The following is a 24,431-nucleotide window of genomic DNA, read 5'->3' as shown; positions in this document are numbered from 1 at the left end:
CAAGCCTTATATTATTATGCTTTCGAATCCGCTGCGGCCGGGGCCTGATAGCCACCGCCCAACGCGCGGATCAGTCCTATCTTCGCCTGCAGTAAATTGCTGCTGGCATTCAACTCCGCCTGTTGCTGCTGCAATAGCTGCGTCTGGCTGGTCAACAGATCGTCGCGCCCGATAATCCCTGCCTGGTAACGGGCGTTGGCGACCTGATACACCTGTTGCATCGACTGGGCCGCGGACGCCGCCTGCAGCTGCTGTTGTGCAGAGCTCTGCTGGATGGTGATGGCGTCGGCGGTTTCCTGTACCGCATTCAGGATGGTTTGGTTGTAGGATTCCACCGCTTCGTCATACAGCGCGGATTCCTCGCCCAGCTTGCTGCGCAGGGCCCCGGCGTGGAAGATCGGCAGCGAGATCGCCGGCATCACGTTCCAGGCCTGGCTGGCCGCTTCAAACAGATTCGGGCTGGTGCCACTGGTATTGGTGGTCATCAGGCCGGCGAAGGCTGAAATGGTCAGGCTGGGGTAAAACTCTTTACGCGCGGCGCTGACGCGCTGGCTGTAAGACTCCACCAGCTGGCGTTGCGCGGCGATGTCCGGGCGTTTGCCCAGCAGATCCGCCGTCAGTTCGCCCTGCGGCGCCATCAGGTTGTCTGCAGGCAGCGGCACCTGACGCAGGTGCTGCATGGCGTTCGGCCCCTGGCCCGCCAGCGCGGCGAGCTGGTGTCTGAGCTGTTCGATTTGCGACTGCAGCTGCAGAATCTGCTGTTTGGCGACGTCGGACTGCGCCTGGGTTTGTTGCGGCACGTCGACGCCGGTCAGGCCGGCCTGATAGCGCTGTTGGCGCAGCGCGGTCAGGCGCTCGTTGTTGTTCACTTCCTGCTGCAGCAGCTTCTCGAGCGCGAGATTGCTCTGCAGCTGATAGTAGGCGGACGCCACCGAGCTGGTCAGCGTCAGCGCCGCCTGTTCCTGCTCGGCGCGCGCTGCGTTCACTTGCGCCTTGGCGGCGTTCACCTGGTTGCGGTATTTGCCCCACCAGTCGAACTCGTACGCCAGGTTCAACCCCAGCGAGTTGGAGCTTGAATAGATCGGCTTATGCGGATACCCCAGCCCCATATTGACGTTCTGCGGCACGCGCTGACGCTGGGTGCTGGCGTTCAGATCCAGGTTCGGCCCGTTGGCGGCGTTGGCTTCGCCTACCACGCTCTGCGCTTCGCGCACGCGGGCGGCGGCCTGACGCAGGGTCGGCGAACTTTGCAGCGTTTGCGTCATCAAGGCGTCCAGCTGCGGATCCTTGAGGGCGCGCCACCACTGCGGGCTGACGGCCAGCGAACTGACTTTCGGCTGAGCCAACTGCAGGCTCTGCGGATCCATCAGCGTGGATTGCGGGGCAATATTATCGGTAGAAGCACACCCGGCCAGCAGCAACACGGCGAACAGCGGGGTGAATCTCCAGTGAAATGGGGATCGCATAAGTAGGTACCTGAACAGAAATTGTGAATTAGGGTAACTGTTCTGTGATTTCCATTTGATCCAGACGTGCCAGCAATTTGCGCGTCAGCTGTTCCAGCTGTTTTTGCTCATCGTCGGTCAGCGTGGACCACAGGAAATGCAGACATTGGTGCTGCGGCGGCAGCAGTTGACTGAGAAATTCTTCCCCCTGCGGCGTCAGATGCAGATGCAGGCAGCGGCGATCGTTGTCGCTTTCCCGGCGCTCGATCCAGCCGCGCTTCTCCAGCTCGTCGGCGATGCGGGTCGCATTGGTGCGCGAGGAGCCCAGGGCAGAGCTTAGCTCAGAAGGTTGGATGCTGTGGCTTTCCTGCGCATCCAGGGTAATCAGCGCCATAAACAGTGTTTCGTTAATCCCCTGCGCTTTCAGCATCTTATTGCGATTTTCCAGCAGCTTGCCTTGCATGTGCATGCACAGACGGGTCAGCAGGATTTCCTGATAAGGGAAATCTTTCTGCCGCGTGGCGCGGAAATTCAGCATTTGTTCTATGGGGGCAAACGAGCTTTCCATAATTTAGGGCCTCATTAATTTCGTTCGAGATAGTAACGACGGTGACAAATAATGTAAATGTTCAGCCGTGCGGATAATTTAGCAATTCGTGTCATTTGTCAGTGTTTGTAAAGATGTGACGCCTGAAAACGCCAGTGTGAAGCCAAACGGTCGGAGGCGACGTCAGCCAGGGCCGAAAAACATTAACAATTTTAATGTGAAGCCAAAGGCCGTCGCGCCGAGCAGCGTCGACAGAATGATGCTTTTGCTGCGGTAGAAGCACAGCGCCAGCGCGGCGAACCCCACTAACGTCGGCAGCAGCTTGTCCGGTTCGCGCATCACCACCGGCGTGCTGGAGACCACCAGCAGGGCGCAGATGGAGGCGATGCCGATGCTGTCGAGCAGCAGGGCGGCTTTGCCGCGTTTGATGCCGGGCTGAGCGCGCGCCGGCGCCAGCCGCAGCGGCAGATAACGGAACAGGTAGTTGGCGCAGCCCACCACCAGGCCGATCACCAGCACATCAGTGTTCATGGCTGGCCTCCGCGTGCGGGGGTTGGAACAGGGCGGCGGCGCAGCCGGCGCCGATGCCGGCCAAAATGGCGACCGGAATGGAGAACAGCACCACGCCGAGCAGCGCGCCGGCCAGCGCGGCGGCGATGGTCAGGCTCTGCGGGCGCCGGAAAGCGGCCAGCAGGAAACTGAGAAACAGCGCCGGCAGCATGAAGGCGAGCGAGGCCTCGATCACCGGGAACTGCTCCAGCGGGCCGTTGCCGAACAGCGCGCCGAGCGCGGTGCCGGCTACCCAAGAGAGCCAGGAACAGAGCGCGATGCCCAGCATCCAGTTTTCGCTCCAGCTGCGGTTATTGCGCATCAGCCTGGCGGTGGCGGCGGCGAAGACCTCATCGGTCAGGCCAAAGGCCCACAGCGCCGTTTTGCCGGGCGACAGGCGCGAGACGATGCGGTGACGCAGCGCCGGGCCATACAACAGGTGGCGCACGTCCATCGCCATTACCGTCAGCGCGGAGACCCACAGCGACATGCCGGCGCTCAGCAGGGCAGTGATCACGAACTGGCTGGCGCCGGCGTAGATGATGCAGGAGAAGAAAATACTTTCCAGCGGGGAAAAGCCCAGTTTGACGGCGCTGAGGCCGAAAGCGAACGCCACCGGCACGTACCCGATGACGATCGGCAAACTGTCGACGACGCCGTTGGCGAAGGTGGCGCTGACGGCGGGCGGAGTAAGGCTGTCTGCAGCTTGGCTTTGCATGGTTGTGGGTCGCAGGGTAGATAGGTCGTCAATAGTTTATGCCCAGAACATTACCAGAGAGTAAGTAATGTTTATACCCTGCACCGCTAATAAATTTCTTTAGTGACTATTTGCACGATAATCAGATTGCCGCCGGCCCCTGCGGATCGTGATGCTTGCCGAGCCACCAGGTCAGCAGGTTGAGCAGGCATAACACCCCTCCGACGGCGGCTACGCCGTACCAGCCGGCATGCTGATAGGCGGACGCGGAGAGCAGCGAACCGAGGGCGCCGCCGATAAAGTAGCTGGTCATGTAGCCGGCGGTCAGGCGGTTGCGTGCCTCCGGCATGATGCGATACATCACGCTCTGGTTGGTGACGTGTACCGCCTGCACCGCCAGATCGAGGATCAGGATGCCGGCGATCAGCGCCCACAGCGATTGTTTAGCCAGCGCGATAGGTATCCAGGACAGCAGCAGCAATACCAGGCCGACGGTGGTGGTCAACCCGGCCTTGCCTTTGTCCGCCAGATGCCCGGCGCGCGAAGCGGCCAGCGCTCCGGCGGCGCCCACCAGACCGAACAGTCCGATCACCCCTTCGGAATAGTTGAACGGCGGCGCGGCGAGCAGAAAGGCCATTGAGGTCCAGAGCACGCTGAAGTTGGCGAACGACAGGGCGCCGAGGATGGCGCGGGTGCGCAGCAGCGGCGTGCGGCAGAACAGGCTGAAGATCGAGGCCAGCAGCTGCGGGTAGTTCAGCCCGGAGTGTTGCTTATAGCGCGGCAGCGCGCGCCACAGGATCAGCGCCATCAGGATCATCAGCACGCTGGCGACCCAGTAGATGGTGCGCCAGCCGCCGAACGACGCCAAGGCGCCCGCGACGGTGCGCGCCAGCAGGATGCCGAGCAGCAGGCCGCTCATGATGATGCCAACGGTCTTGCCGCGCTTTTCCGGATGGGCCAGCGTGGCGGCCAGCGGCACCAGGATCTGCGCCACCACCGAGAACAGCCCGGTGAGCGCGGTGCCGAGGATCATCATCGGCAGCGTGGCGGAAGTGGCGGTGAGCAGCATGCCGCCGGCGGCCAGCAGCGTCATGAACACGATCAGCCCGCGGCGCTCGAACATGTCGCCGAGCGGCACCAGCAGCAGCAGGCCGGTGGCGTAACCGAGCTGCGCGGCGGTGACGATAAAGCCGGCCTGATTGACCGACAGGTTGAAACCGGTGGCGATGGTTTCCAGCAGCGGTTGCGCGTAATAGTTGCTGGCGACCGCCAGGCCGGTAGCGATGGCGATCAGCACGGTCAGCGCCGGGCTGAGGCCCGGATGGGCGTTTTGTTGGCTCATGGTTTTTTCATCACGGAAAGAAGATGGCGCGCAGTATCCGGCAACGCGCGTCCGGAAACCAATGTATAATTTTCATTTGATTTATCTCATTTCAAGATAGATGCCATGAACCTGAAACAGATCCGCTATGCGCTGGCGGTGGCGGAAGAACAGAGTTTCACCCGGGCGGCACAGCGCTGCCATACGGTGCAGTCGGCGCTCAGCCACCAGATCGCCAAACTGGAAGAAGAGCTGGGCTGTACGCTGTTTGAACGTACTTCGCGCCGGGTGCGCTTGACCCCCGCCGGCCAGGCTTTCATACCCTCGGCGCAGCGTCTGCTGGCGGCACAGCAGGCGCTGGTGGAGGAGGTGACCGCCGCCGGCGATGCGGTGTCCGGCACCCTGACCATCGGCACGATTTCAACCATAAACGCGATTGATCTGACCGAAAAGCTCGACAAGTTTCATCGCCACTATCCGGCGGTGAACATCCGCCTGTACGTTGGCATGAGCGAAGCCCTGCTGGAGGATGTGCGTCAGCAGAAGTGCGATATGGCGTTCGTCGGCATCTGGCCCGGCGATGTCGATCTGCTGCCGATGTCGCACCGGCAGTTGACCGATGAGCCGCTGGTGGCGCTGGTGGCGCCGCAGCACCCGCTGGCCAACCGCGAGCGGGTGAACCTGCAGGCGCTGGCGGAAGTGCCGCTGGTGGATTTCTACAGCGGCACCGGCGCGCGGCGCCAAACCGACCGCGCCTTTCAGGCGGCGGGCATCCGCCGACACGTCAGTTTTGAGATCGATCATATCGAATGGTTGGAGAATCTGGTGCGGCGCGGGTTGGCGGCGGGCATCGTACCGATCTCGACCGCGCAACGCTTAAGCGCGCTGGTGTCGATTCCGATTGAAGACGGGCCGCGGCGCCAGGTGTATTGCATCTGGCCGCAGCCCTTGTCGAACGCCGCCGCCCGTTTTTTACAGTTCAGCGGCATCGATCTGGCGGGGTAGGGGCGCGGCAGAGGCGCCCCCGATCGGTTACGGCTTCGCCGCCTCGGCGGCGGTTTTCACCCAGCCGTCGAAGGTCGCCTGATGCGCCTTGATCCAACCGTTGACGTGGTTTTGGATGTCGGCCTCCGAAGCCTGGCCTTCATGCATGCGCAGGTTTTGCGCGTTGATGTCGGCGATCGGCAGCTTCATGATGGCGAACAGCTTGGCGGCCGCCGGGTTGGCTTCGGCCCACTGCTTGTTGGCGGCGATGCGCATGGTGTTGACCGGGAAGCCGTAGTTGGCGCCGTTAGGCAGCTTGGTATCGACGTTCTTCTGCTCGCCCGGCAAGGAAGAGAACGGTACCTGCAGCCAGACCACGTCGCGGCCCGGCACCATCACATCGCTGACCCAGTACGGCGTCCAGGTGTAATACAGCACCGGTTTGCCCTCTTTGTAGCGGGTGATGGTGTCGGCGATCATCGCCGCGTAGTTGCCCTGGTTGTGTTCGACGGTATTGCTCAGGCCATAGGCCTTGATGTGATGGTTGATCACCGCCTCGCAGCCCCAGCCCGGGGTGCAGCCGGTCAGATCGGCCTTGCCGTCGCCGTTGGTGTCGAACAGCTTGGCGATCTTGGGATCCTTGAGCTGTTCGACGTTGGTGATGTGGTACTGCTCGGCGGTTTTCTTGTCGATCAGGTAGCCCTGCGCGGCGCCGTTGACGTAGACGCCTTCGCGGTAGAACTTGGCGTCGCCGCCGGCGGCCTTGTACTGATCGGCGTGCAGCGGATCCCAATTGACCGCGATAAAGGTGGCGTCGCCGGAGGCGATGGAGGTGTAGGCGACGTTGTAATCCACTTCGCGCGGTTCCTTCACGTCGTAACCCAGTTTTTCCAGCGCCTTGCTGACCAGCAGCGTCTGGAACGTCTCTTCGGAAATGGTGCTTTGCACCGGCTGTACCGCGATTCCCTTGCCGGGTAAATCCGCCGCGATGGCGCTCTGTGAGCCAATCAGTGTCGTCAGGGCGAGAGCCCAGATGCCCGTGGTGCGCATAGTGTTTCCCCTCTTTTGATGTGGTGGTGCCCTGGCCCGCCGGGGCCGTAGCCGCCGGCGGGAAAAGCGTCAGGCTTGTTTGATAAATGGACGGGTAAACAGCCCGATGGGGCCGCGACGGTACCAGCGGCCGATGCCCTTGCTGCGGCGATCGCGCCCCAGCGATTGGGTGAGGCGATCGAGAATGATCGCCAGGATCACGATGCCGACCCCGCCGATGGCGGCCAGGCCCATATCCAGCCGGCCGATGCCGCGCAGCACCATCTGGCCCAGACCGCCGACGGCGATCATCGAGGCGATGACGACCATCGACAGCGCCAACATCAGCGTCTGGTTCACGCCGGCCATGATGGTCGGCATCGCCAGCGGCAGCTGCACCTTGAACAGCAGCTGGCGCGGGCTGGCGCCAAAGGATTCGGCGGCCTCGATCAGATCCTCCGGCACCTGCTTGATGCCAAGAATGGTCAGACGCACGATCGGCGGCAGCGCGAAGATAATGGTCACCACCACGCCCGGCACGTTGCCGATGCCGAACAGCATGACGATCGGCACCAGATAGACGAAGGCCGGGGTGGTTTGCATGGCGTCGAGCAGCGGCCTAATCACTTTGGCGGCATGCTTGCTGCGCGCCAGCCAGATGCCGAGCGGCAGGCCGATAAGGATGCAGAAGAACAGCGCGGTCAGCACCAGCGCCAGCGTAACCATCGCCTGCGACCAGGCGCCGATGGCGCCGATGGCGACCAGAGAGAGCAGCGTCGCGGCGCCCATGCCGAGGCCCGCGATCTGCCAGGCGACCAGCGAGAACACCAGAATGGCGATCGGCGCCGGCATGCCCAACAGCAATTGCTGGAAGCCGCTCAGGATCACGTCTACCGGCACGCGGATGCCCTGGAATAGCGGGCGGAAGTGCAGCACCAGCCAGTCGATGCCTTGCGTGACCCAGGAATCAAACGGCACCCAGGCCTTATGGAACGGATCAAGCAGGCTGAAGTGCTCAGGCTGCGCCGGGGCGCTGCTGAGCCAATCGGCGCCTTGCCCGGCGGCGTCATGAGCGGCCGGCGGCGGTGCGCTGGACCAGGCGTCGCCGGCGTTGGCGGCGGCATCGTGAGTTGGGGCAGCGCCGGCATCGGCCGGTGCGGTAGCCCAGGGATCTTGGGTTTGCGTGGTATCACTCATTGGCTGAGCCCTCCTTGTCCAACGCCTGCAACAGCATGGCCTTGGAGATGATGCCGAGATAGTTATGTTCTTCGCCCACTACCGGCACCGCGCACGGCGCCTGGGCGACCAGGGAGATCAGATCGCTGAGCGGCGTGTCGGCCGGCACGGCGGCGGGGGCCTCAAGCAGGGCATCGTCCAGCGTTTGATTGGCGGACAGCGCCTTTTTCAGCGACTCTATCGACACCACGCCGATAAATTTCTTCCCGCGTTCAACAACATAACCATAATCACGGTCCTCATCGCGCAGCAGCTGCAGCGCCGAGCGGGGGCCAAAACCGGGGGTTTTGCGGATCAGCGTCACCGGACGCCGCTGGGCGATATCCTTGGCGCTGAACACATGACTGATGTCCACGCCGCGGAAGAAGGTGCGCACGTAGTCGTTGGCCGGATTATTGAGGATCTCGTCCGGCGTGCCGACCTGGATCACCTCGCCGCCCTGCATGATGGCGATGCGATCGCCAATGCGCATCGCTTCGTCCAGATCGTGGGAAATAAACACGATGGTGCGCTGATGCTGAGCCTGTAATTTCACCAGCTCATCCTGCATTTCGGTGCGAATTAACGGATCGAGCGCCGAGAAGGCTTCGTCCATCAATAATATATCCGGGTTATTGGCCATCGCGCGGGCTAATCCCACGCGCTGACGCATGCCGCCGGATAATTCATCCGGATAAGACAGTGCATAATTCTCCAGCCCGACCTGACGCAGGGCGTCCAGCGCTTTTTCCTGGCGTTCCTGCAGCGGTATTCCGGCTAATTCCATGCCAAAGGCGGTATTATTCAGAACATTCATGTGCGGCATTAGCGCGAATGACTGAAATACCATGCTGATCTTATTTCGCCGCACGGTGCGCAGCGCGGTGTCGGATATTTTGGCGATGTCCTCACCGTCGATCAGCACCTGACCACGGGTGGGTTCTATCAGACGATTGAGAAGGCGTACCAAGGTGGACTTGCCGGAACCGGAGAGCCCCATGATGACAAATATCTCGCCTTCTTCAATGGCCAGAGTGGCGTCTTTTACGCCGAGCGATAAGCCGGTTTTTTCAAACAGCCGATCTTTTGTCAGACCTTTATCCAGCAGTTTGAATGCGCGTTCCGGGTGCTCGCCAAATATCTTATACAGGTTCTTTACTTCGAGTTTAATTGCCATGCAATTTGCTGTTTCCTCTGGTTTAATTAAAGCGTTATGGGCTGTCCTTAGCAAAATAAAAGAGCTTTTTACCCTAACACAGTGAATATCTGAGACAACCCTCAATGTCATTTAAATGGGATATTAGTGGTTTACATCAAGGTTTTAATTAGTTATGGTAATTTGGCCCGTGACTCAAAATTAACGGCCATTATTCGCCATAATGGTTTGGTTTTTGGGGAAATAATACGGTGTGGCGCAGAGAGATATTTGGGCGCCGCGCCTGCCGTTCGGATAATAAAAAACCCGACCAGAGGCCGGGCAAAAGTCATCAGTATTTCATCAGTTTTAACGACAGGTGCCGATATCGAGGGGGATATCGTCGAGCGTCATGTTATCGCCTTAGTATGACAGCCAGATGGCAGCCTCAGGCCTTGCGATACAGCCTGCGCGGATGGCCGATATTGCCGTACAGCATCTCCACCCGCACGAACTGGGTGGCGACGCAATATTCCAGATAACGGCGAGCGGTGGTTTTGCTGATGCCGACCTGTTCGACCACGTCTTCCACCGCATGCGCCACCGCCGGCTGGGCGATAAACAGCGCCTGCACCAGCTCCAGCGTGTTGGTTTCTATGCCTTTGGCGCTCGGTTCGCTGGAGAACTGCTTCGACTGCAGGTTGTACAGCGCATCGACATTGTCCTGATCGATGATTTTGAAGGTGCGCTGGGTCTGCACGAACTGCATGAAGCGCTCGAGCGAGTTGCGCAGCCGTTTGTAAGACACCGGCTTGATGATGTAGTCGAAGGCGCCGTTGCGGATCGCCTGGCTGCAGGTATGCATGTCGCTGGCGGCGGTGATGAAAATCACCGAACAGGCGGGATTCTTTACCGCCGGTTCTTCCATCAGCTCAATGCCCTGGCCGTCCGGCAGAAAGTTGTCCAGCAGGATCAGTCGCGGCTGATGCTCGTTGGCTTTGGCCCGCGCTTCGGCCAGCGTGGCGGCGTAGGCCACCACCCGCAGGTTGAAATTTTTCTCGATGAACTCTGCGTGCAGCGTCGCCAGTTGCGGCTCATCTTCCACGATCAGAACGTCCAGTGTTTGGTGTGACATAATCGGGTGCTCAAAAAAATCGGGTTATGGGTTTTATTTAGGGATAAATATAGAGAATATCGCGCCGTGCGGCTCGTTGTCCGACACTTCTATGCTGCCGTGCGCCTGCGCCACGTGGCTGGCGACCAGATGCAGGCCGATGCCGTGGTCGCTTTTATCCGCTTTGGTGGTCACGCCCTGTTCAAACAGCGTATCACGAATCTCCTCGGCGATGCCGGTGCCGCGATCCGCCACCTCGATCACCAGCTCGTCGCTGCCGTCGCTGATATAGAGTTCGATCGCGTCGTGCGGAGCCGGGCAGTGCAGCGTCGCCTCCACCGCATTATCCAGCAGGTTGCCGACGATCGACATCAGTTCGGTCTCATTCAGCGCCGCCGGGATCTGCCGCAGCTGGCAGGCCGGATCGAAACGCAGTTCGATGCCTTTCTCTCTGGCGCTGGAGTATTTGCCCAGCAGCAGCCCGCACAGCGCCGCCGAACTGAAGCGCTGCGAGATGAAATCGAGGATCTCCTGCGCGCCCTCCGACTGGGCTTCCACATAGCGGATGGCCTCGTCGTAGCGCTGCATATGCAGCAGTCCGGCCAGCGTGGCGGTCCAGTTCAGCTGCTCGTGGCGCATGATGCGCAGGTTGTCGGCATAGCGTTTCACCTGGCTGAGCTGGCTGCTCAGGGTATTGATATCGTTCTTGTCGCGGAAACTGATCACCCAGCCTTGCAGCTCTTGCTCCTGCATGATGCGCACCCGGCTGGCGATCACCCGCACGTGGTTGAAGCGGCACACCTCGTCATGGGTGTCGTGCTCCAACTGCGCGACGGCGAAAAAGTCCGGCTGGGCCTGGATCACGTCGCCGATCGGCCGGCCCAGCAGGCCGGTGGCGGGCTGATGCAGATCCAACAGCTCACGCGCCGCATGGTTGATGGTGATGATCCGCAGCTGCGGATCGATGGCGATCACGCCCTCATAGATGGCTTCCAGCAGCGCTTTTTGCTGGCGCACCAGCAGCGCGATCTCTTTCGGCTCCAGCCAGAACATTTGGCGTTTGAGGTTTTTCGACAGTAGCCAGGAAAAAACGAACAGGGCGATCAGCAGCAGCACGATGGAACCGATAATTTGCGTTAATGTCCTGGCATTTAAATTATCGATATGCGATTTCAAATAGCCGACGGAAACGATGCCGATGACGTGATTATTTTCATCCAGAATCGGCGCCTTGCTGCGTAATGAAACGCCGATGCCACCCTTGCGAATGGAAATAATGCTTTTTCCTTCCAATACTTCTTTATTATCACCGCCGATCATCGGCGTGCCCAGGCGGCCCTCATATTCGGAATGATAGAGATGACGGGCATGATTATCACCGATGACGATATAGCTGGCGTCGCTGCTGGCGCGGATTTTTTTCATCAACGCAGCGATCCTGGCGGCGTCGTTTTTTTCTACGGCATCCACCAACGAAGGGATAAGGGCGATTTCACGCGCCTGCACCTGGGCGCGGGCGCCGAGATCGCGGTGCAGCTGCGCATCCAGCTGGTAATAGGTGTAGGCGCCGATGCAGCTCAGCAGCAGGCAGGAGAAGGCCACCAGGCACAGAAACAGCTTGATTTGAAATGAGAGTTTAAGGCGCATGGAGGAGCTTCACCGTAAAGAGATCCTGAAGCCTTACCCTATCACGAGATACGGGGTGTGTAATATTGCGCCCGATCAACTTGTGATCCCTCACACGGGATTAGCGTGAACCGGACGAGAATTGTTCGTCTGCGATAAAGTTGATAAGCTTTAAAATAAAAACGGTATTAACGCCATTAAAACCACGCTGATTTTTACATAATCTTAATTAACCCCATAGAAACCATAACCACCATTAAAAACCCTTTTTAATTTTGAACATAATCACAGCAGATAATCCGTGCGCTTCTCTATGATGGCTGAACAAACTAATAAGAGGCCAGATTATGAGCACAACAGATGATTCTTACCTCGTAGCCAAAGACAAGGCCGCTGATATTCCTCTGCGTGAGAAATGGTGGCGGATACTGGACAATTATAAAGTAGGGATTATTCCGTTACCGTTCTTTATTCTGGCCGGCGTATTGATTCTGCTCGACTGCCTGGAAGGCAAGTTGCCGAGCGATATTGTGGTGATGGTGGCCACCCTGGCGTTCTTCGGCTTCGCCTGCGGCGAATTCGGCAAGCGCCTGCCACTGATCGGCAAAATGGGCGCGGCGGCGATCTGCGCGACCTTCATTCCTTCCGCGCTGGTGCACTATGGCCTGCTGCCGGACGTGGTGGTGGAGTCGACCACCAAGTTCTACAAATCGACCAACATTCTTTACCTCTACATCTGCTGCATCATCGTCGGCAGCATCATGAGCATGAACCGCCAGGTGCTGATCCAGGGCTTCCTGCGCATCTTCATCCCCATGCTGTGCGGCGAGATCGTCGGCATGCTGGTGGGGATGGGCGTCGGCATGGCGCTGGGCCTGGAACCGTTCCAGATCTTCTTCTTCCTGATCTTGCCGATCATGGCCGGCGGCGTAGGTGAAGGGGCGATCCCGCTGTCGATGGGCTATGCCGCGATCCTGCACATGGAGCAGGGCGTGGCGCTGGGTCGCATTCTGCCTATCGTGATGCTCGGCAGCCTGACCGCTATCGTCATCGCCGGCCTGCTCAACCAGCTGGGCAAGCGTTATCCGCACCTGACCGGCGAAGGCAGCCTGATGCCGAGCAAGCAGGGTGAAAGCGACATGAGCGCGGTTGAAAAAATCAGCGGCAAGGTGGACGTCAGCACCATCGCCTGCGGCGCGCTGTTGGCCATTCTGCTGTATATGGTGGGCATGCTGCTGCACCGTCTGATCGGCCTGCCGGCGCCGGTGGGCATGCTGTTCGCCGCCGTGGCGGTGAAGTTGGCGCACGGGGTGTCGCCGCGCATTCAGGAAGGCTCGCAGGTGGTGTACAAATTCTTCCGCACCGCCGTGACCTATCCCATCCTGTTCGCCGTCGGGGTAGCCATCACGCCGTGGCAGGAACTGGTGGACGCGTTCACCGTACAGAATCTGATCGTGATCGTCACCACCGTCAGCGCGCTGGTAGCGACCGGTTTCTTCGTCGGCAAGAAAATCGGCATGCACCCTATCGACGTGGCGATCGTCTCCTGCTGCCAGAGCGGGCAGGGCGGGACCGGCGACGTCGCGATCCTCACCGCCGGCAACCGCATGTCGCTGATGCCGTTCGCCCAGATCGCAACCCGTATCGGCGGCGCTATCAACGTTTCGCTGTCGCTGCTGGTGTTGGCCAAGTTCTTCGTATAACTCCTATAAATCCTTAGCGTTACTTTGCCTTTCCCCGCCCCCGCGGGGATTTTTTTTGCCCGCGCGCCGGCCCGACGCGCGGGCGGGGAACTGCCGGTTACGCCGCTTGCTTCATGGCGGCGTCATACCACGCGAAGTAGCGCTCTACGCCGCGACGGCCGGATTCGATCAGCGCGCGTTTCTTCTCCTCGCTGATGCCGAACTCCAGCGTGCCGACGTCGAGCGTGTCGACATACACGGTGCGCTTCCAGTCATCGCTGTCCAGATGCACCTTGGTTTGGATGTCCAGCATCACGTTGGCCACCGCCAGGGTGAAATCAAACAGGTTGTTGACCGGCGTGCGCGGGCCGGCCTGACCGGCGGCCTGAGCGATTTCACTGGCGGAGTCCAGGCGAATGCCCAGCGTACGGGTGTTGATGCGCTGGCTGGTGCTGTCGATGTAAGGCGGCGTGGCGGAGAAGTCATAGTCGAACAGCCGCACCGGGTAGTTGTCGATCATGCCGCCGTCGATGCACAGGTCGCCCAGGGCATTTTTCTTCGCCACGAAGGCGAACGGGAACGACATCGAAATGCGCAGGCCATCCGCCACTTTCATGCGCGGCGTGGTACGGTGAGAATAAACCTCTCGCTGGCCGCTGTTGAGGTTGGCGCCGATAAAGTAAATCGACTTGAACCCTTTCGCCGCCTTCATCGCTTCGAACTGTTCGAAGGTAATATCCGGGTTGCCGGTATATTGTTTGATAATATCGCGTGACCATTGATAGAAATAATCGCCGGGCGCGATGCCGTATTGATTGAACAGGCGATAGGCGTCCTGGAGCGTGCCGAAAAAACCGCCGTTATAATCGAGGAATTTTTTAAAATCCATCGCCGACAGAATCTTGGTCACGTCGGCCGAGCTGCAGCCCAGCCCGACCAGCAGCGCGGCGATGGCGCCCGCTGAGGCGCCGGAAGTTTGCTTGATCTGCGGCATGATGCCTTTGGCCTCCAGCAATTCCAGTGCGCCGCCATAGGCGATGCCTTTTACGCCGCCGCCTTCAAAGACCAGGTTTTCGAATTGATAGCTCATCATATTTCCTTACTCGTGGTTTAGGGAGTAAGAAAAATAACGAAGCGGCGCACGAGAAAATATGGATTGGGGTTGTGTGGCTCGGCAAACAAAATTATTCATAATGAATATATTATTTATATATTTATCAAAGGCATTTATTAAACAGGCGCATCGGGCTTTTTGCGTCAATACTTAGCGCTGTTCAATTCTCACAAGGAGTCATCATGTTCTGGAAACGTTGTCTGTTGGGCGCGGCGCTGGCCGTTATGTCGTTACAGGCCGGCGCCGCCGCGCCGCAGGCCAAAACCCCGACGCCGGGATTTTACCGCATCATGCTGGGCAGCTTTGAAGTGACCGCGTTGTCCGACGGCATTATTCGCCTGCCGGCGGATAAGCTGTTACTGGGCCGTACGCCGCAGCAGATCGCCGCCGGGGTAGCCGAGCAGCATCAAAGCCTGCCGGTGGTCACGTCGGTCAATGCTTATCTGATCAATACCGGCGACAAGCTGGTGATGATCGACAGCGGCGCCGGCCAACTGCTGGGCGACGGCCTGGGCAAGCTGGTGGATAACCTGCGTGCGGCGGGCTACCAGCCGGAGCAGGTGGATGAGATCTACCTGACCCACATGCACCCGGACCACCTCGGCGGGCTGACGCACGACGGCAAGGCGGTATTCCCCAATGCGGTGGTGCGCGCCGCCAGCCAGGACGCGGACTTCTGGCTAAGCGCGGACAAACTGAAACAGGCTAGCGCGGGCAGTAAAAGCAACTTCGAAAGGGCTCAGGCAGTGATCAAGCCGTATCAGGCGGCCGGCCACTTTAAGCCGTTCAGCGGCGACGGTGAGCTTTCCCCGGGCATTGCCGCCTTTGCCGCCCACGGCCATACGCCGGGGCATAGCGTGTATCAGGTGACCAGCCAGGGCCAGAAGCTGTTGCTGCTGGGGGATCTGATCCACGTGGCGGCGGTGCAGATGCCGCATCCGAAGGTGGCTATCAGCTTTGATAATGACGCCAAGGCGGCGGTCGCTCAGCGGCTGCGGATATTTGGCGACAGCGCGCGGCAGAGCGAGCTGGTGGGGGGCGCACACCTGTCGTTCCCGGGGTTGGGGTATTTGAACCGCCAGGGCGACGGTTACACCTGGGTGCCATTGAACTACGGCGCGCTGTAATGGCGATGGCCGCCCAACGGGCGGCCATCGTAAGCGCCTTGGGGACATTGTTCGATAATTTGGGATGATGATGCCAGAGAATCGGGGCTTATTCGCCGTGATAAAGAGTGCATGATTAACGTTACCCTCGTCGTTTTCTTTAAGGATCTCCCGATGAATCAGAAAACTCCCTCCGTCGCCATCGTCACCGGCGCATCGCGCGGCATCGGCGCGGCCATCGCCGAGCGTCTGGCCGCCGATGGCTTCACCGTCATCATCAACTATTCGGGCAACCCGGCGCCGGCCGATGAGCTGGTGCGCAAGATTGAACAGGGCGGCGGCCGCGCCTTGAGCGTCAAAGCCGACGTCAGCGATGCATCTGCGGTCGCCCGCCTGTTCGACAGCGCCGAACAGGCGTTTGGCGGCGTCGACGTGCTGGTCAATAACGCCGGGGTGATCGCGCTGGCGCCGGTGGCGGACATGCGTGACGAAGACGTGGATCGCCTGCTCGACATCAATCTGAAAGGCAGCTTCAATGCGATGCGCGAGGCGGCGAAACGCCTGCGTGACAATGGCCGCATCATCAACTTCTCCTCCAGCGTGGTGGGGTTGCTGCAGCCGGGGTACGGTATGTATGCCGCCAGTAAGGCGGCGATCGAAGCGCTGACCAGCGTGCTGGCGAAAGAGCTGCGCGGCCGCAATATCACGGTGAACGCCGTCGCGCCGGGACCGACCGCCACCGGCTTGTTCCTCGACGGCAAAACCCCGGAGCTTATCGAACGGCTGGCGAAGATGGCACCGCTGGAGCGCCTGGGCACGCCGGACGATATCGCTGCGGCGGTGGCCTTCCTCGCGGGGGCCGACGGCGGTTGGATCAACGGCCAAACCCTGCGCGCCAACGGCGGCATCATCTGATTGACGACGCGCCGCCGCAGGATCGGGTATCCTGTGGCGGAACTCATCACATCAAGGGCAGCGTATGGCGGGCGACAATCAGCAATTTCATCCCGGCGTCAGGTCGCCCTGCGTCAGCCTGTGCCGGATCGACGACGAAACCCAGCAGTGCCGCGGATGCCGGCGCACGCGGGCGGAGATCGCCGCCTGGCCGACCGCCAGCGACGCGGAGAAACGCGCTATCTGGCAGCGGCTAGAGCTGCGTCAATCGGTGAAATAATCCTCTGCATTATTGCGCTGCCAGACTGCATGTAGCACAATTGAGCTACATGTGATTGACCGACGTTAGGAGCGATTATGTCGACGACGACCATTCGTATTCCAGATGAGCTTAAAGCCCGAGTCGCTGCCGTCGCCGAGCAGGTTGGCGTAACGTCTCACAGCTTTATTTTGCAGGCAATAGCGGAGAAAACGCAGCAGGAAGAGTTGCGCCGCGACTTTGAGAATGAAGCGGAAAAACGCTATGCCAAGATAATTGCGACGGGAGAGACGGTCTCTTGGAAAGAGATGCGCGGTTATTTGGAAAATTACGCAGCGGGTGATACTGCCGCTGTCAAACCTCCGGTTAAAAAATTGGGGCGCTGATGGCAAATGTCGAGTTGGCGCCAGAGGTCAGGGATGATATCGAACGTATTCTCGCTCATTTGGCTCAGTATGGCGCTGCGGATTCAGGGCGGCGCATTCAGGAAATCATCCAGGCAATTGCGGTATTGGAACATAATCCATTGATCGGACGGTCCCTTGGCGCAGGGCTGCGTGAATTGATTATTGGGCAGCAAGCTCGCGGTTATTTGGCGCTCTACAAATACATTCCTGATATCGATACGGCGTTTGTTCTGGCGATCCGCAGTCAGAAAGAACAAGGGTATTGAATGCACGATACCGGCCTGAAAGACCGGCATCGCTGTCATGTCCTCAGAAATCCCAATCCTCATCCTCGGTGTTGACCGCCTTGCCGATAACGTAAGACGAACCGGAGCCGGAGAAGAAGTCGTGGTTTTCATCGGCGTTCGGCGACAATGCCGATAGGATAGCCGGGTTGACCTCCGCCATCGCCGGTGGGAACAGCGCTTCATACCCCAGATTCATCAGCGCCTTGTTGGCGTTGTAGTGCAGGAAGGTTTTCACGTCTTCCGTCCAGCCGACGCCGTCGTACAGCTCCTCGGTGTAGCGCACCTCGTTGTCGTACAAATCCTGCATCAGGTCGAAGGCGAAGTTTTTCACCTGCCGGCGCCGCGCGGCGTCCACTTTCTCCAGCCCTTTCTGGAACTTATAGCCGATGTAGTAGCCGTGCACCGCCTCGTCGCGAATGATCAGGCGGATCAGATCGGCGGTGTTGGTCAGCTTGGCGCGGCTGGACCAGTACATCGGCAGGTAAAAGCCCGAATAGAACAGGAACGACTCGAGGAACACGCTGGCGACTTTTTTCAGCAGCGGATCGTCGCTGCGGTAGTGCGCCAGAATGATGCCGGCTTTCTTCTGCAGCGCGCGGTTTTCCTCGCTCCAGCGATAGGCGTCATCCACGTCCGGCGTTTGGCACAGGGTAGAGAAGATTGAGCTGTAAGAGCGGGCGTGCACCGCCTCCATAAAGCTGATGTTGGAGTACACCGCCTCTTCGTGCGGCGTCAGCGCATCGGCGATCAGGGCCGGCGCGCCGACGGTGTTCTGGATGGTGTCCAGCAGCGTCAACCCGGTGAACACCCGAATGGTCAGCTGCTGCTCCTTCGGCGTCAGCGTGGCCCAGGAGGGGATATCGTTGGACAGCGGCACCTTCTCCGGCAGCCAGAAGTTGGAGGTCAGGCGGTTCCACACCTCCAGATCCTTGTCGTCTTCGATGATGTTCCAGTTGATGGCGCGCACCAGCGGCGCCGATGTTACGGTCGTCATAAGTTGCCTCACAGCGCGCAGGACACGCAGCCCTGCACCTCGGTGCCTTCCAGCGCCATCTGGCGCAGGCGGATGTAGTAAATGGTTTTGATGCCTTTGCGCCAGGCGTAGATCTGCGCGCGGTTGATGTCGCGGGTGGTGGCGGTATCGCGGAAGAACAACGTCAGCGACAGCCCCTGATCGACGTGTTGCGTCGCGGCGGCATAGGTATCGATGATTTTTTCCGGGCCAATCTCGTAGGCATCCTGGTAATACGCCAGGTTGTCGTTGGTCATGTACGGCGCCGGATAGTAAACGCGGCCGATCTTGCCTTCCTTGCGGATCTCGATGCGCGAGACGATCGGATGGATGCTGGAGGTGGCGTTGTTGATGTACGAGATGGAACCGGTCGGCGGCACCGCCTGCAGGTTCTGGTTGTACAGCCCGTGCATCATCACCGACTGGCGCAGCGCGCGCCACTCATCGCGGCCCGGAATGGCGATGCCGGCGGCGGCGAACAGCTCGCGCACCCGCTCGGTCTGCGGCAGCCAGTCGCGTTCGGTGTATTTGTCGAAGTACTCGCCGCTGGCATAGCGCGAGTGCTCAAAGCCGTCGAACGCGCCGCCGCGTTCGATCGCCAGCCGGTTCGAGGCGCGGATGGCGTGATAGGCCACGGTATAGAAATAGAGATTGGTGAAGTCGATGCCTTCTTCCGAGCCGTAGAAGATGCGCTCGCGCGCCAGGTAACCGTGCAGGTTCATCTGACCGAGACCGATGGCGCGGGCGCTGCGGTTGCCTTCGGCGATCGACGGCACCGAGCGGATATCGCTCATGTCGGCCACCGCGGTCAGCGCGCGGATCGCGGTCTCGATCGCCTTGCCGAAGTCCGGCGCGTCCATGGTTTTGGCGATGTTCAGCGAGCCGAGGTTGCAGGAGATATCCTTGCCGATGCGATCGTAGGTCAGATCCTCGTGATAGGTGCTGGCGCGGTTGACCTGCAGGATTTCCGAACACAGATTGCTCATGTTGATGCGCCCGGCGATCGGATTCTCTCGGTTGACCGTGTCCTCGAACATGACGTAGGGGTAGCCGGATTCGAACTGGATCTCCGCCAGCACCTGGAAGAACTCGCGCGCGTTGATGCGCGACTTGCGGATGCGCTTGTCGTCCACCATCTCGCGGTATTTTTCACTGACGCTGATTTCAGACAGCGGCGTGCCATACACCCGTTCGACGTCGTAGGGCGAGAACAGGTACATTTCTTCGTTGTTCTTCGCCAGCTCGAAGGTGATATCCGGGATCACCACCCCCAGCGACAGCGTTTTGATGCGGATCTTCTCGTCGGCGTTTTCCCGCTTGGTGTCGAGAAAACGCAGGATATCCGGGTGGTGGGCGTTGAGATACACCGCGCCCGCCCCCTGGCGCGCGCCGAGCTGGTTGGCGTAGGAGAAGGCGTCTTCGAGCATTTTCATGATCGGAATGACGCCGGAGGACTGGTTCTCGATGCGTTTGATCGGCGCGCCCACCTCGCGAATGTTGCTCAGCATGAAGGCCACGCCGCCGCCGCGTTTCGACAGCTGCAGCGCGGAGTTCACCGCCCGGCCGATCGATTCCATATTGTCTTCGATGCGCAGCAGGAAGCAGGAGACCAGCTCACCGCGCTGGCGTTTGCCGCAGTTGAGGAAGGTCGGCGTGGCCGGCTGGAAGCGGCCCGAAATCATCTCTTCCACCAGATCCTGCGCTAGGGCGGTGTCGCCCGCCGCCAACGTCAGCGCCACCATGCACACCCGGTCTTCGTAGCGTTCCAGATAGCGCTTGCCGTCGAAGGTTTTGAGCGTATAGCTGGTGTAGTACTTGAAGGCCCCGAGGAAAGTCTCGAAGCGGAATTTTTTGGCGTAGGCCTGCTGGAACAGCTGCTTGATAAACGGGAATTCGTACTGCGCCAGCACCTGCGGCTCGTAGTAGCCTTCTTCCACCAGATAGCGCAGCTTTTCCTCCAGGTTATGGAAGAACACGGTGTTTTGGTTGACGTGCTGCAGGAAGTAGTGCCGCGCCGCCAGCCGATCTTTATCGAACTGGATCTGGCCTTCCGCATCGTAAAGATTGAGCATCGCGTTGAGCGAATGGTAATCCAGCGCGCCCGTCTCGGGCCTGGTCAGTTCTGTCGTTGCCAAAATGCGGTTACTCCCTGTCTAACGTTTTCAACGTCTTGCGTAGTGCCGAGCAGCTCGAAGCGGTACAAGAAAGGCACCTGGCATTTTTTGGCGATGATGTCGCCGGCGATGCCGTACGCTGCGCCGAAGTTGGTGTTCCCGGCGGCGATGACGCCGCGCAGGTATGAACGGTTTTGCGGAACGTTGAGAAAGCGGATCACCTGGATCGGCACCGCGCCGACGGCGCTGCCGCCGCCATAGCTGGGCACGATCAAGATATAGGGCTGTTCCATCAGCAATTTGCTGCGGGCGCCGGCGATCGGAATGCGGATCGCCGGCAGGCCCAGTTTCTCAACGAATCGGTGGGTGTTCTCCGAGCTGCTGGAGAAATAGACCAGCGGATTCATCGTCGGGCCTCAGCAGGTGAGCGCCAGCGCGCCGATTTTGTCCGGCCGGAAACCGGCCCAGTGATCGTCACCGGCGATAATCACCGGAACTTGCTGATAACCTAAGGATTTAACGTGGTCCAGCGCCTGCGGATCCTGGGTGAGGTCGATCACCTGATAATCAATCCCCTGTTTATCAAATGCGCGATAGGTGGCGTTGCACTGGACACAGTCCGGCTTACTATAAATAATAATGCTCATGATTCGCATTTACCTTTAGGCTGAAGGAAAGGCGGACAAGTCAGAGAACGGAGCATTGTTCCTGGCGTTTCTGACGGCGTTATCAGCCGAACAATATTCCCTGCGGCTGATAGATAAAATACTATATGTTGATATTTATTTTATCAACCGCGCTATATATGGTGTTTTTTCGGGTTTTGCGCGCAGGCCGCGCCGGGGCTGGAAAAGGCGAGGGGAAAAATTTTTGCGGGTGTGAAATTCCCCCTCTCGGTGAAGAGGGGGAGGCGAGCGCATTACTGGCGCATGCTGACGGCCAGCCGATTGAAGGCGTTCATGATGCTGATGGCGAAGGTCAGATCGGCGATCTCGGTATCGCTGAAGTGCGCCTTCAGCGCCTCGAAAGCGCTGTCCGGCGCACCGGTGGCGGCGATCAGCGTAACCGACTCGGCCCACTCCAGCGCCGCGCGTTCACGCTCGCTGAATTCATGGCTGACGCGCCAGCCCGCCAACGTATCCAGCTTGGCATGGCTGAAGCCGCTTTCGCGCAGCGCTTTGCCGTGCATGTCCAGGCAGTAGGCGCAGCCGTTGATCTGCGAAACACGCATAAACATCAACTCGATGGTCGCTTTGTCCAGGGCGCCTTTCTCCAGCGCCATCAGCGCGCTCACCATATTTTTGTACGGGGCGGGCGCCAGCTCGGCATAGTTCAAACGTGGCTTAATCATGGTCAACCTCAATTGATAGTAACGAAATCATGGCGCTACTTTAGCGGCCTTATGGTCTATGCTATAGGGCCATAAAATGATTATTTAACCGGGCCATGATGCCACCGTTCCTGACTTCATTGCGGCTGGACAGCCGGCTCGCCGAGCCGCTGTACCGGCAGATTTACCAGCGGATTAAAGACGCCATTGCCCAGGGCAGCCTGGCGGCAGGCAGCCGGTTGCCCTCAGTGCGCGGGTTGGCGAGCGATTTGGGCGTGGCGCGCGCCACGGTGGAAAGCGCCTACGCGCAACTTATTGCCGAAGGTTTCTTGCAGAGCCGGGGGCAGGCGGGCACCTATGTCTCGCCGCAGTTGCCGCACATGCCGCCGGGCGCGATGCCCGCTGCGCCGCCGCTGGCGACGATAGCGCCCGATCCGCTGCAGCCGCAGGGCATGCTGCAGCCTTTCCAACTGGGCGTGCCGGCGCTGGATGCGTTTCCTCGGGCGCTGTGGCAGCGCATTGTCGCCCGCCAGCTGCGCGGTTCCACGGCGGCTTCCCTGGCGCTGCCGCCGGCCGGCGGCCTGCCTGAACTGCGTGAGGCGATCGCCCATTATCTGCATTTGTCGCGCGGCATCAGCTGCCGGCCGGAGCAAATTTTCCTCTGCGCCGGTTATCCGGCGTTGCTGGACTGGGTGACGGAGACGCTGTTGCACGCCGGCGACGCGGTATGGATCGAAGATCCCGGCTATCCGGTCACGCGCCCGCTGTTGCGAGCCGCCGGCGTCAGGCCGGTCGCCGTGCCGGTGGATGAACAGGGCATGGACGTGGCCGCCGGTATTCTGACGGCGCCTGAGGCGCGGCTGGCGGTGGTGACGCCGACCCATCAAAGCCCGCTCGGCGTCTCGCTCAGCCTGGCGCGGCGGGTGGCGCTGCTCGACTGGGCGCAGCAGCGCGGGGCCTGGATCCTTGAGGATGACTACGACAGCGAGTTTCGCTATCACGGGCGGCCGCTGCCGCCGCTGAAAAGCCTCGATGTTCAGGGGCGGGTGCTGTATGCCGGCACCTTCAGCAAAACGCTGTTCCCGGCGCTGCGCATGGCTTATTTAGTGGTGCCCGTCGGCCTCACGGAGGCCTTTGCGCGCAGCAGCCGGCTGCGCGGCTGCGGTTGCCCGCCGCTGCTGCAGGCCGGCGTGGCGGATTTTATCCGGCAAGGGCATTTCTACCGCCACCTGAAACGCATGCGGCCGTTGTACCGCCAGCGGCGCGAGTGGCTGACGCTGGCGTTGGAGCGGCAGCTGGGGGCGTGGCTGACGACGGTGCCGCAACAGGGCGGCATTCAGCTGTTGGCCCGGCTGCGCGACGGCTTGGCGGATGCGCCGTTGGCGGCGCAAGCCTGGCGACAGGGGCTGGCGGTGCAGGCGTTGTCGGACTGGCGAATCGACCATCCGGCGGGGCAAGGGTTACTGCTGGGGTTCGCCAATTTCAGCCGGCGAGAGGAGGCGGAGCGGGCGGTACAGGGGCTGGCGCAGCTGTTTCGCTAAAATTAAACGGCCCGCGATTTCCGCGGGCCAGACGCACATCTGTTTTATCTTTATGACTGCAGGGGTGTTAACGCCGGGCCAGCAGCACGCCGAGCACGATGCCGACGGCGGCACCGATCCCTACGCCCTGCCAAGGTTTGTCACGCACATAGCTGTCGGCTTGATCGACCGCGTCGCGCGCATGCTGTGTCAGACTGGTGGAGCCGTTGAATCGCGCTCGCGCGTCGCGCAGCACGCCTTTCGCCTTGCTGTGCAGCTCTTTCAGTTCCTCTTTGGTCTTGTCACCGGACTCGCGCAACACTTCATCCAGCGTATCGGCCAACAGAGTCACATCCTGATCGATATCGCGTTCTGTTCTTTCCGCTTTCTTAAACATTCAGCTCTCCATTTCGACACATGTCTTTTAAGTGTAGACCATGCCGAGATTTGTGTGGCCGATCACGGAAAAAAACCGCCGTCACGCAGGTGTTTGCCGGCACCTGGGCTTTGTACATTTGGTTACTCGGCGAAACCAATCACTCACGGAAACGGCCGTTTGATTCCACTAGTATCTGTTTCAACGGCTCCACCGGAGCTTACCGAAACAACACTCTGAGGATTTAAAGATGAAAAAAGTATTAGCGCTGATCGTTGCTGCCACTATGGGTCTGTCTTCTGTTGCTTTCGCTGCTGATACTGCAGCTACTGCTCCGGCTACCACCACCGCGCCAGCTGCGACCACCACTACCGCTGCGCCAGCGGCTGCTGCTGAAAAAGCGCCAGCTAAAGCAACGCACCACAAGAAAGCGAAGCACCACAAAAAAGCGCCAGCCCAGAAAGCTCAGGCCGCTAAAAAGCACCACAAAAAAGCGCCAGCTCAGAAAGCCCAGGCTGCTAAAAAACACCACAAAAAAGCGCCAGTGCAGAAAGCTCAGGCCGCTAAAAAACACCACAAAAAAGCCGGTAAAAAAGCTTAATTAAGTGATGTTTGCGGAACCGACAAGGTTCCGCACTCTACAGCCCGTATTTCAGACACCCGGTCTT

Annotated in this window: 27 protein-coding genes; 10 read left to right on the top strand and 17 right to left on the bottom strand. The window is 59.9% G+C overall.

The genetic code is table 11. The features are described from left to right. Positions 1-14 precede the first annotated feature (14 nt). From SERRSCBI_RS18690 to SERRSCBI_RS18670, 5 genes are all read right to left on the bottom strand, one after another. Complete coding sequence (locus tag SERRSCBI_RS18690) at positions 15-1,466, bottom strand: efflux transporter outer membrane subunit (RefSeq protein WP_033644165.1); 1,452 nt, start codon at positions 1,464-1,466, stop codon at positions 15-17. A gap of 28 nt (positions 1,467-1,494) precedes the next feature. Then, on the bottom strand, positions 1,495-2,013 hold the full coding sequence (gene mprA, locus SERRSCBI_RS18685) for a transcriptional repressor MprA (protein WP_004928879.1): 519 nt from the start codon (positions 2,011-2,013) through the stop codon (positions 1,495-1,497). Between the two features lie 162 nt (positions 2,014-2,175). Next, on the bottom strand, positions 2,176-2,523 hold the full coding sequence (gene ygaH, locus SERRSCBI_RS18680) for an L-valine transporter subunit YgaH (RefSeq protein WP_042785252.1): 348 nt from the start codon (positions 2,521-2,523) through the stop codon (positions 2,176-2,178). Further along, complete coding sequence (locus SERRSCBI_RS18675; protein WP_033644163.1) at positions 2,513-3,259, bottom strand: AzlC family ABC transporter permease; 747 nt, start codon at positions 3,257-3,259, stop codon at positions 2,513-2,515. Before SERRSCBI_RS18675 ends, ygaH begins: the two co-directional genes overlap by 11 nt. Positions 3,260-3,380: 121 nt before the next feature. Beyond that, positions 3,381-4,580 (bottom strand): MFS transporter, encoded by a 1,200-nt coding sequence (locus SERRSCBI_RS18670; RefSeq protein ID WP_042785251.1) that lies wholly within the window; start codon positions 4,578-4,580, stop codon positions 3,381-3,383. Positions 4,581-4,685: 105 nt separating this feature from the next. Between SERRSCBI_RS18670 and SERRSCBI_RS18665 the strand changes: the two genes are divergently transcribed. After that, positions 4,686-5,564, top strand: a complete 879-nt coding sequence (locus tag SERRSCBI_RS18665) for a LysR family transcriptional regulator (RefSeq protein ID WP_042785250.1) — start codon at positions 4,686-4,688, stop codon at positions 5,562-5,564. Between the two features lie 27 nt (positions 5,565-5,591). Here the strand turns inward: SERRSCBI_RS18665 and proX are convergent, their stop codons facing one another. From proX to proV, 3 genes are all read right to left on the bottom strand, one after another. Next, a complete protein-coding gene (gene proX / locus SERRSCBI_RS18660; RefSeq protein WP_033644160.1) occupies positions 5,592-6,593 on the bottom strand; it encodes a glycine betaine/L-proline ABC transporter substrate-binding protein ProX in 1,002 nt (333 codons plus the stop codon). A gap of 69 nt (positions 6,594-6,662) precedes the next feature. Next, entirely contained in the window at positions 6,663-7,769 is a 1,107-nt protein-coding gene (gene proW, locus SERRSCBI_RS18655; RefSeq protein ID WP_042785249.1) for a glycine betaine/L-proline ABC transporter permease ProW, read from the bottom strand. Further along, complete coding sequence (proV, locus tag SERRSCBI_RS18650) at positions 7,762-8,964, bottom strand: glycine betaine/L-proline ABC transporter ATP-binding protein ProV (RefSeq protein ID WP_042785248.1); 1,203 nt, start codon at positions 8,962-8,964, stop codon at positions 7,762-7,764. The genes proW and proV overlap by 8 nt, the downstream gene beginning before the upstream one ends. A gap of 126 nt (positions 8,965-9,090) precedes the next feature. Here proV and SERRSCBI_RS24960 point away from each other — a divergent pair, with 126 nt between their 5' ends. Then, positions 9,091-9,354 (top strand): hypothetical protein, encoded by a 264-nt coding sequence (locus SERRSCBI_RS24960; RefSeq protein WP_127897172.1) that lies wholly within the window; start codon positions 9,091-9,093, stop codon positions 9,352-9,354. Positions 9,355-9,370: 16 nt separating this feature from the next. Here the strand turns inward: SERRSCBI_RS24960 and SERRSCBI_RS18645 are convergent, their stop codons facing one another. Continuing rightward, the gene (locus SERRSCBI_RS18645) at positions 9,371-10,057 is read right to left on the bottom strand and encodes a response regulator (protein WP_033644157.1); all 687 of its coding nucleotides are present in this window, start codon (positions 10,055-10,057) and stop codon (positions 9,371-9,373) included. Between the two features lie 33 nt (positions 10,058-10,090). After that, the gene (locus SERRSCBI_RS18640; protein ID WP_042785247.1) at positions 10,091-11,683 is read right to left on the bottom strand and encodes a sensor histidine kinase; all 1,593 of its coding nucleotides are present in this window, start codon (positions 11,681-11,683) and stop codon (positions 10,091-10,093) included. A 326-nt stretch (positions 11,684-12,009) separates the two neighbouring features. On the opposite strand from SERRSCBI_RS18640, the gene SERRSCBI_RS18635 reads away from it, so the two are divergent. Next, positions 12,010-13,365 carry a 2-hydroxycarboxylate transporter family protein gene (locus SERRSCBI_RS18635; protein ID WP_033644155.1) on the top strand — a complete coding sequence of 452 codons (1,356 nt, stop codon included), beginning with the start codon at positions 12,010-12,012 and terminating at the stop codon, positions 13,363-13,365. Positions 13,366-13,462: 97 nt separating this feature from the next. On the opposite strand, the gene SERRSCBI_RS18630 is transcribed toward SERRSCBI_RS18635, so the two are convergent. Then, positions 13,463-14,434 carry a patatin-like phospholipase family protein gene (locus SERRSCBI_RS18630; RefSeq protein ID WP_033644154.1) on the bottom strand — a complete coding sequence of 324 codons (972 nt, stop codon included), beginning with the start codon at positions 14,432-14,434 and terminating at the stop codon, positions 13,463-13,465. Between the two features lie 206 nt (positions 14,435-14,640). Between SERRSCBI_RS18630 and SERRSCBI_RS18625 the strand changes: the two genes are divergently transcribed. The 5 genes from SERRSCBI_RS18625 to SERRSCBI_RS18605 all read left to right on the top strand — a co-directional run bounded on the left by SERRSCBI_RS18625 (position 14,641) and on the right by SERRSCBI_RS18605 (position 17,390). Then, the gene (locus SERRSCBI_RS18625; RefSeq protein ID WP_033644153.1) at positions 14,641-15,585 is read left to right on the top strand and encodes an MBL fold metallo-hydrolase; all 945 of its coding nucleotides are present in this window, start codon (positions 14,641-14,643) and stop codon (positions 15,583-15,585) included. Between the two features lie 153 nt (positions 15,586-15,738). Then, a complete protein-coding gene (locus SERRSCBI_RS18620; protein WP_042785246.1) occupies positions 15,739-16,479 on the top strand; it encodes an SDR family oxidoreductase in 741 nt (246 codons plus the stop codon). Between the two features lie 64 nt (positions 16,480-16,543). Next, positions 16,544-16,738: a DUF1289 domain-containing protein gene (locus SERRSCBI_RS18615; RefSeq protein ID WP_042785245.1), complete on the top strand. Its 195-nt coding sequence runs from the start codon at positions 16,544-16,546 to the stop codon at positions 16,736-16,738. Positions 16,739-16,815: 77 nt separating this feature from the next. Further along, complete coding sequence (locus SERRSCBI_RS18610; protein WP_033639547.1) at positions 16,816-17,103, top strand: CopG family ribbon-helix-helix protein; 288 nt, start codon at positions 16,816-16,818, stop codon at positions 17,101-17,103. Further along, positions 17,103-17,390, top strand: a complete 288-nt coding sequence (locus SERRSCBI_RS18605; RefSeq protein WP_033639548.1) for a type II toxin-antitoxin system RelE/ParE family toxin — start codon at positions 17,103-17,105, stop codon at positions 17,388-17,390. The genes SERRSCBI_RS18610 and SERRSCBI_RS18605 overlap by 1 nt, the downstream gene beginning before the upstream one ends. Positions 17,391-17,433: 43 nt before the next feature. On the opposite strand, the gene nrdF is transcribed toward SERRSCBI_RS18605, so the two are convergent. The 5 genes from nrdF to SERRSCBI_RS18580 all read right to left on the bottom strand — a co-directional run bounded on the left by nrdF (position 17,434) and on the right by SERRSCBI_RS18580 (position 21,888). Continuing rightward, positions 17,434-18,405, bottom strand: a complete 972-nt coding sequence (gene nrdF / locus SERRSCBI_RS18600; RefSeq protein WP_042785244.1) for a class 1b ribonucleoside-diphosphate reductase subunit beta — start codon at positions 18,403-18,405, stop codon at positions 17,434-17,436. 8 nt (positions 18,406-18,413) lie between these two features. Next, positions 18,414-20,558, bottom strand: a complete 2,145-nt coding sequence (gene nrdE, locus SERRSCBI_RS18595) for a class 1b ribonucleoside-diphosphate reductase subunit alpha (protein WP_071883575.1) — start codon at positions 20,556-20,558, stop codon at positions 18,414-18,416. Then, positions 20,540-20,944, bottom strand: a complete 405-nt coding sequence (gene nrdI / locus SERRSCBI_RS18590) for a class Ib ribonucleoside-diphosphate reductase assembly flavoprotein NrdI (RefSeq protein ID WP_004928930.1) — start codon at positions 20,942-20,944, stop codon at positions 20,540-20,542. The genes nrdE and nrdI overlap by 19 nt, the downstream gene beginning before the upstream one ends. Positions 20,945-20,953: 9 nt before the next feature. Further along, the gene (locus SERRSCBI_RS18585) at positions 20,954-21,184 is read right to left on the bottom strand and encodes a redoxin NrdH (protein ID WP_033644148.1); all 231 of its coding nucleotides are present in this window, start codon (positions 21,182-21,184) and stop codon (positions 20,954-20,956) included. A gap of 272 nt (positions 21,185-21,456) precedes the next feature. Next, positions 21,457-21,888: a carboxymuconolactone decarboxylase family protein gene (locus tag SERRSCBI_RS18580; protein ID WP_042785242.1), complete on the bottom strand. Its 432-nt coding sequence runs from the start codon at positions 21,886-21,888 to the stop codon at positions 21,457-21,459. Positions 21,889-21,983: 95 nt separating this feature from the next. Here SERRSCBI_RS18580 and SERRSCBI_RS18575 point away from each other — a divergent pair, with 95 nt between their 5' ends. Beyond that, on the top strand, positions 21,984-23,408 hold the full coding sequence (locus tag SERRSCBI_RS18575; protein WP_042785241.1) for a PLP-dependent aminotransferase family protein: 1,425 nt from the start codon (positions 21,984-21,986) through the stop codon (positions 23,406-23,408). Between the two features lie 67 nt (positions 23,409-23,475). On the opposite strand, the gene SERRSCBI_RS18570 is transcribed toward SERRSCBI_RS18575, so the two are convergent. Next, complete coding sequence (locus tag SERRSCBI_RS18570; RefSeq protein ID WP_004928950.1) at positions 23,476-23,784, bottom strand: YqjD family protein; 309 nt, start codon at positions 23,782-23,784, stop codon at positions 23,476-23,478. A gap of 229 nt (positions 23,785-24,013) precedes the next feature. Between SERRSCBI_RS18570 and asr the strand changes: the two genes are divergently transcribed. Then, positions 24,014-24,364, top strand: a complete 351-nt coding sequence (asr, locus tag SERRSCBI_RS18565; RefSeq protein ID WP_004928953.1) for an acid resistance repetitive basic protein Asr — start codon at positions 24,014-24,016, stop codon at positions 24,362-24,364. Positions 24,365-24,431: the final 67 nt, after the last annotated feature.

Origin of the sequence: Serratia sp. SCBI (assembly GCF_000747565.1) — a bacterium.
GTDB lineage: Bacteria > Pseudomonadota > Gammaproteobacteria > Enterobacterales > Enterobacteriaceae > Serratia > Serratia ureilytica.
The sequence above is the reverse complement of the archived record's forward strand: the minus strand, read 5'-3'. Positions and strand labels throughout refer to the sequence as shown.

What these genes read in the sequence shown, in the direction of transcription:
- SERRSCBI_RS18690 (WP_033644165.1), bottom strand. Translation starts at nt 1,466, where the DNA reads ATGCGATCCCCATTTCACTGGAGATTCACCCCGCTGTTCGCCGTGTTG.
- mprA (WP_004928879.1), bottom strand. Translation starts at nt 2,013, where the DNA reads ATGGAAAGCTCGTTTGCCCCCATAGAACAAATGCTGAATTTCCGCGCC.
- ygaH (WP_042785252.1), bottom strand. Translation starts at nt 2,523, where the DNA reads ATGAACACTGATGTGCTGGTGATCGGCCTGGTGGTGGGCTGCGCCAAC.
- SERRSCBI_RS18675 (WP_033644163.1), bottom strand. Translation starts at nt 3,259, where the DNA reads ATGCAAAGCCAAGCTGCAGACAGCCTTACTCCGCCCGCCGTCAGCGCC.
- SERRSCBI_RS18670 (WP_042785251.1), bottom strand. Translation starts at nt 4,580, where the DNA reads ATGAGCCAACAAAACGCCCATCCGGGCCTCAGCCCGGCGCTGACCGTG.
- SERRSCBI_RS18665 (WP_042785250.1), top strand. Translation starts at nt 4,686, where the DNA reads ATGAACCTGAAACAGATCCGCTATGCGCTGGCGGTGGCGGAAGAACAG.
- proX (WP_033644160.1), bottom strand. Translation starts at nt 6,593, where the DNA reads ATGCGCACCACGGGCATCTGGGCTCTCGCCCTGACGACACTGATTGGC.
- proW (WP_042785249.1), bottom strand. Translation starts at nt 7,769, where the DNA reads ATGAGTGATACCACGCAAACCCAAGATCCCTGGGCTACCGCACCGGCC.
- proV (WP_042785248.1), bottom strand. Translation starts at nt 8,964, where the DNA reads ATGGCAATTAAACTCGAAGTAAAGAACCTGTATAAGATATTTGGCGAG.
- SERRSCBI_RS18645 (WP_033644157.1), bottom strand. Translation starts at nt 10,057, where the DNA reads ATGTCACACCAAACACTGGACGTTCTGATCGTGGAAGATGAGCCGCAA.
- SERRSCBI_RS18640 (WP_042785247.1), bottom strand. Translation starts at nt 11,683, where the DNA reads ATGCGCCTTAAACTCTCATTTCAAATCAAGCTGTTTCTGTGCCTGGTG.
- SERRSCBI_RS18635 (WP_033644155.1), top strand. Translation starts at nt 12,010, where the DNA reads ATGAGCACAACAGATGATTCTTACCTCGTAGCCAAAGACAAGGCCGCT.
- SERRSCBI_RS18630 (WP_033644154.1), bottom strand. Translation starts at nt 14,434, where the DNA reads ATGAGCTATCAATTCGAAAACCTGGTCTTTGAAGGCGGCGGCGTAAAA.
- SERRSCBI_RS18625 (WP_033644153.1), top strand. Translation starts at nt 14,641, where the DNA reads ATGTTCTGGAAACGTTGTCTGTTGGGCGCGGCGCTGGCCGTTATGTCG.
- SERRSCBI_RS18620 (WP_042785246.1), top strand. Translation starts at nt 15,739, where the DNA reads ATGAATCAGAAAACTCCCTCCGTCGCCATCGTCACCGGCGCATCGCGC.
- SERRSCBI_RS18615 (WP_042785245.1), top strand. Translation starts at nt 16,544, where the DNA reads ATGGCGGGCGACAATCAGCAATTTCATCCCGGCGTCAGGTCGCCCTGC.
- SERRSCBI_RS18610 (WP_033639547.1), top strand. Translation starts at nt 16,816, where the DNA reads ATGTCGACGACGACCATTCGTATTCCAGATGAGCTTAAAGCCCGAGTC.
- SERRSCBI_RS18605 (WP_033639548.1), top strand. Translation starts at nt 17,103, where the DNA reads ATGGCAAATGTCGAGTTGGCGCCAGAGGTCAGGGATGATATCGAACGT.
- nrdF (WP_042785244.1), bottom strand. Translation starts at nt 18,405, where the DNA reads ATGACGACCGTAACATCGGCGCCGCTGGTGCGCGCCATCAACTGGAAC.
- nrdI (WP_004928930.1), bottom strand. Translation starts at nt 20,944, where the DNA reads ATGAATCCGCTGGTCTATTTCTCCAGCAGCTCGGAGAACACCCACCGA.
- SERRSCBI_RS18585 (WP_033644148.1), bottom strand. Translation starts at nt 21,184, where the DNA reads ATGAGCATTATTATTTATAGTAAGCCGGACTGTGTCCAGTGCAACGCC.
- SERRSCBI_RS18580 (WP_042785242.1), bottom strand. Translation starts at nt 21,888, where the DNA reads ATGATTAAGCCACGTTTGAACTATGCCGAGCTGGCGCCCGCCCCGTAC.
- SERRSCBI_RS18575 (WP_042785241.1), top strand. Translation starts at nt 21,984, where the DNA reads ATGATGCCACCGTTCCTGACTTCATTGCGGCTGGACAGCCGGCTCGCC.
- SERRSCBI_RS18570 (WP_004928950.1), bottom strand. Translation starts at nt 23,784, where the DNA reads ATGTTTAAGAAAGCGGAAAGAACAGAACGCGATATCGATCAGGATGTG.
- asr (WP_004928953.1), top strand. Translation starts at nt 24,014, where the DNA reads ATGAAAAAAGTATTAGCGCTGATCGTTGCTGCCACTATGGGTCTGTCT.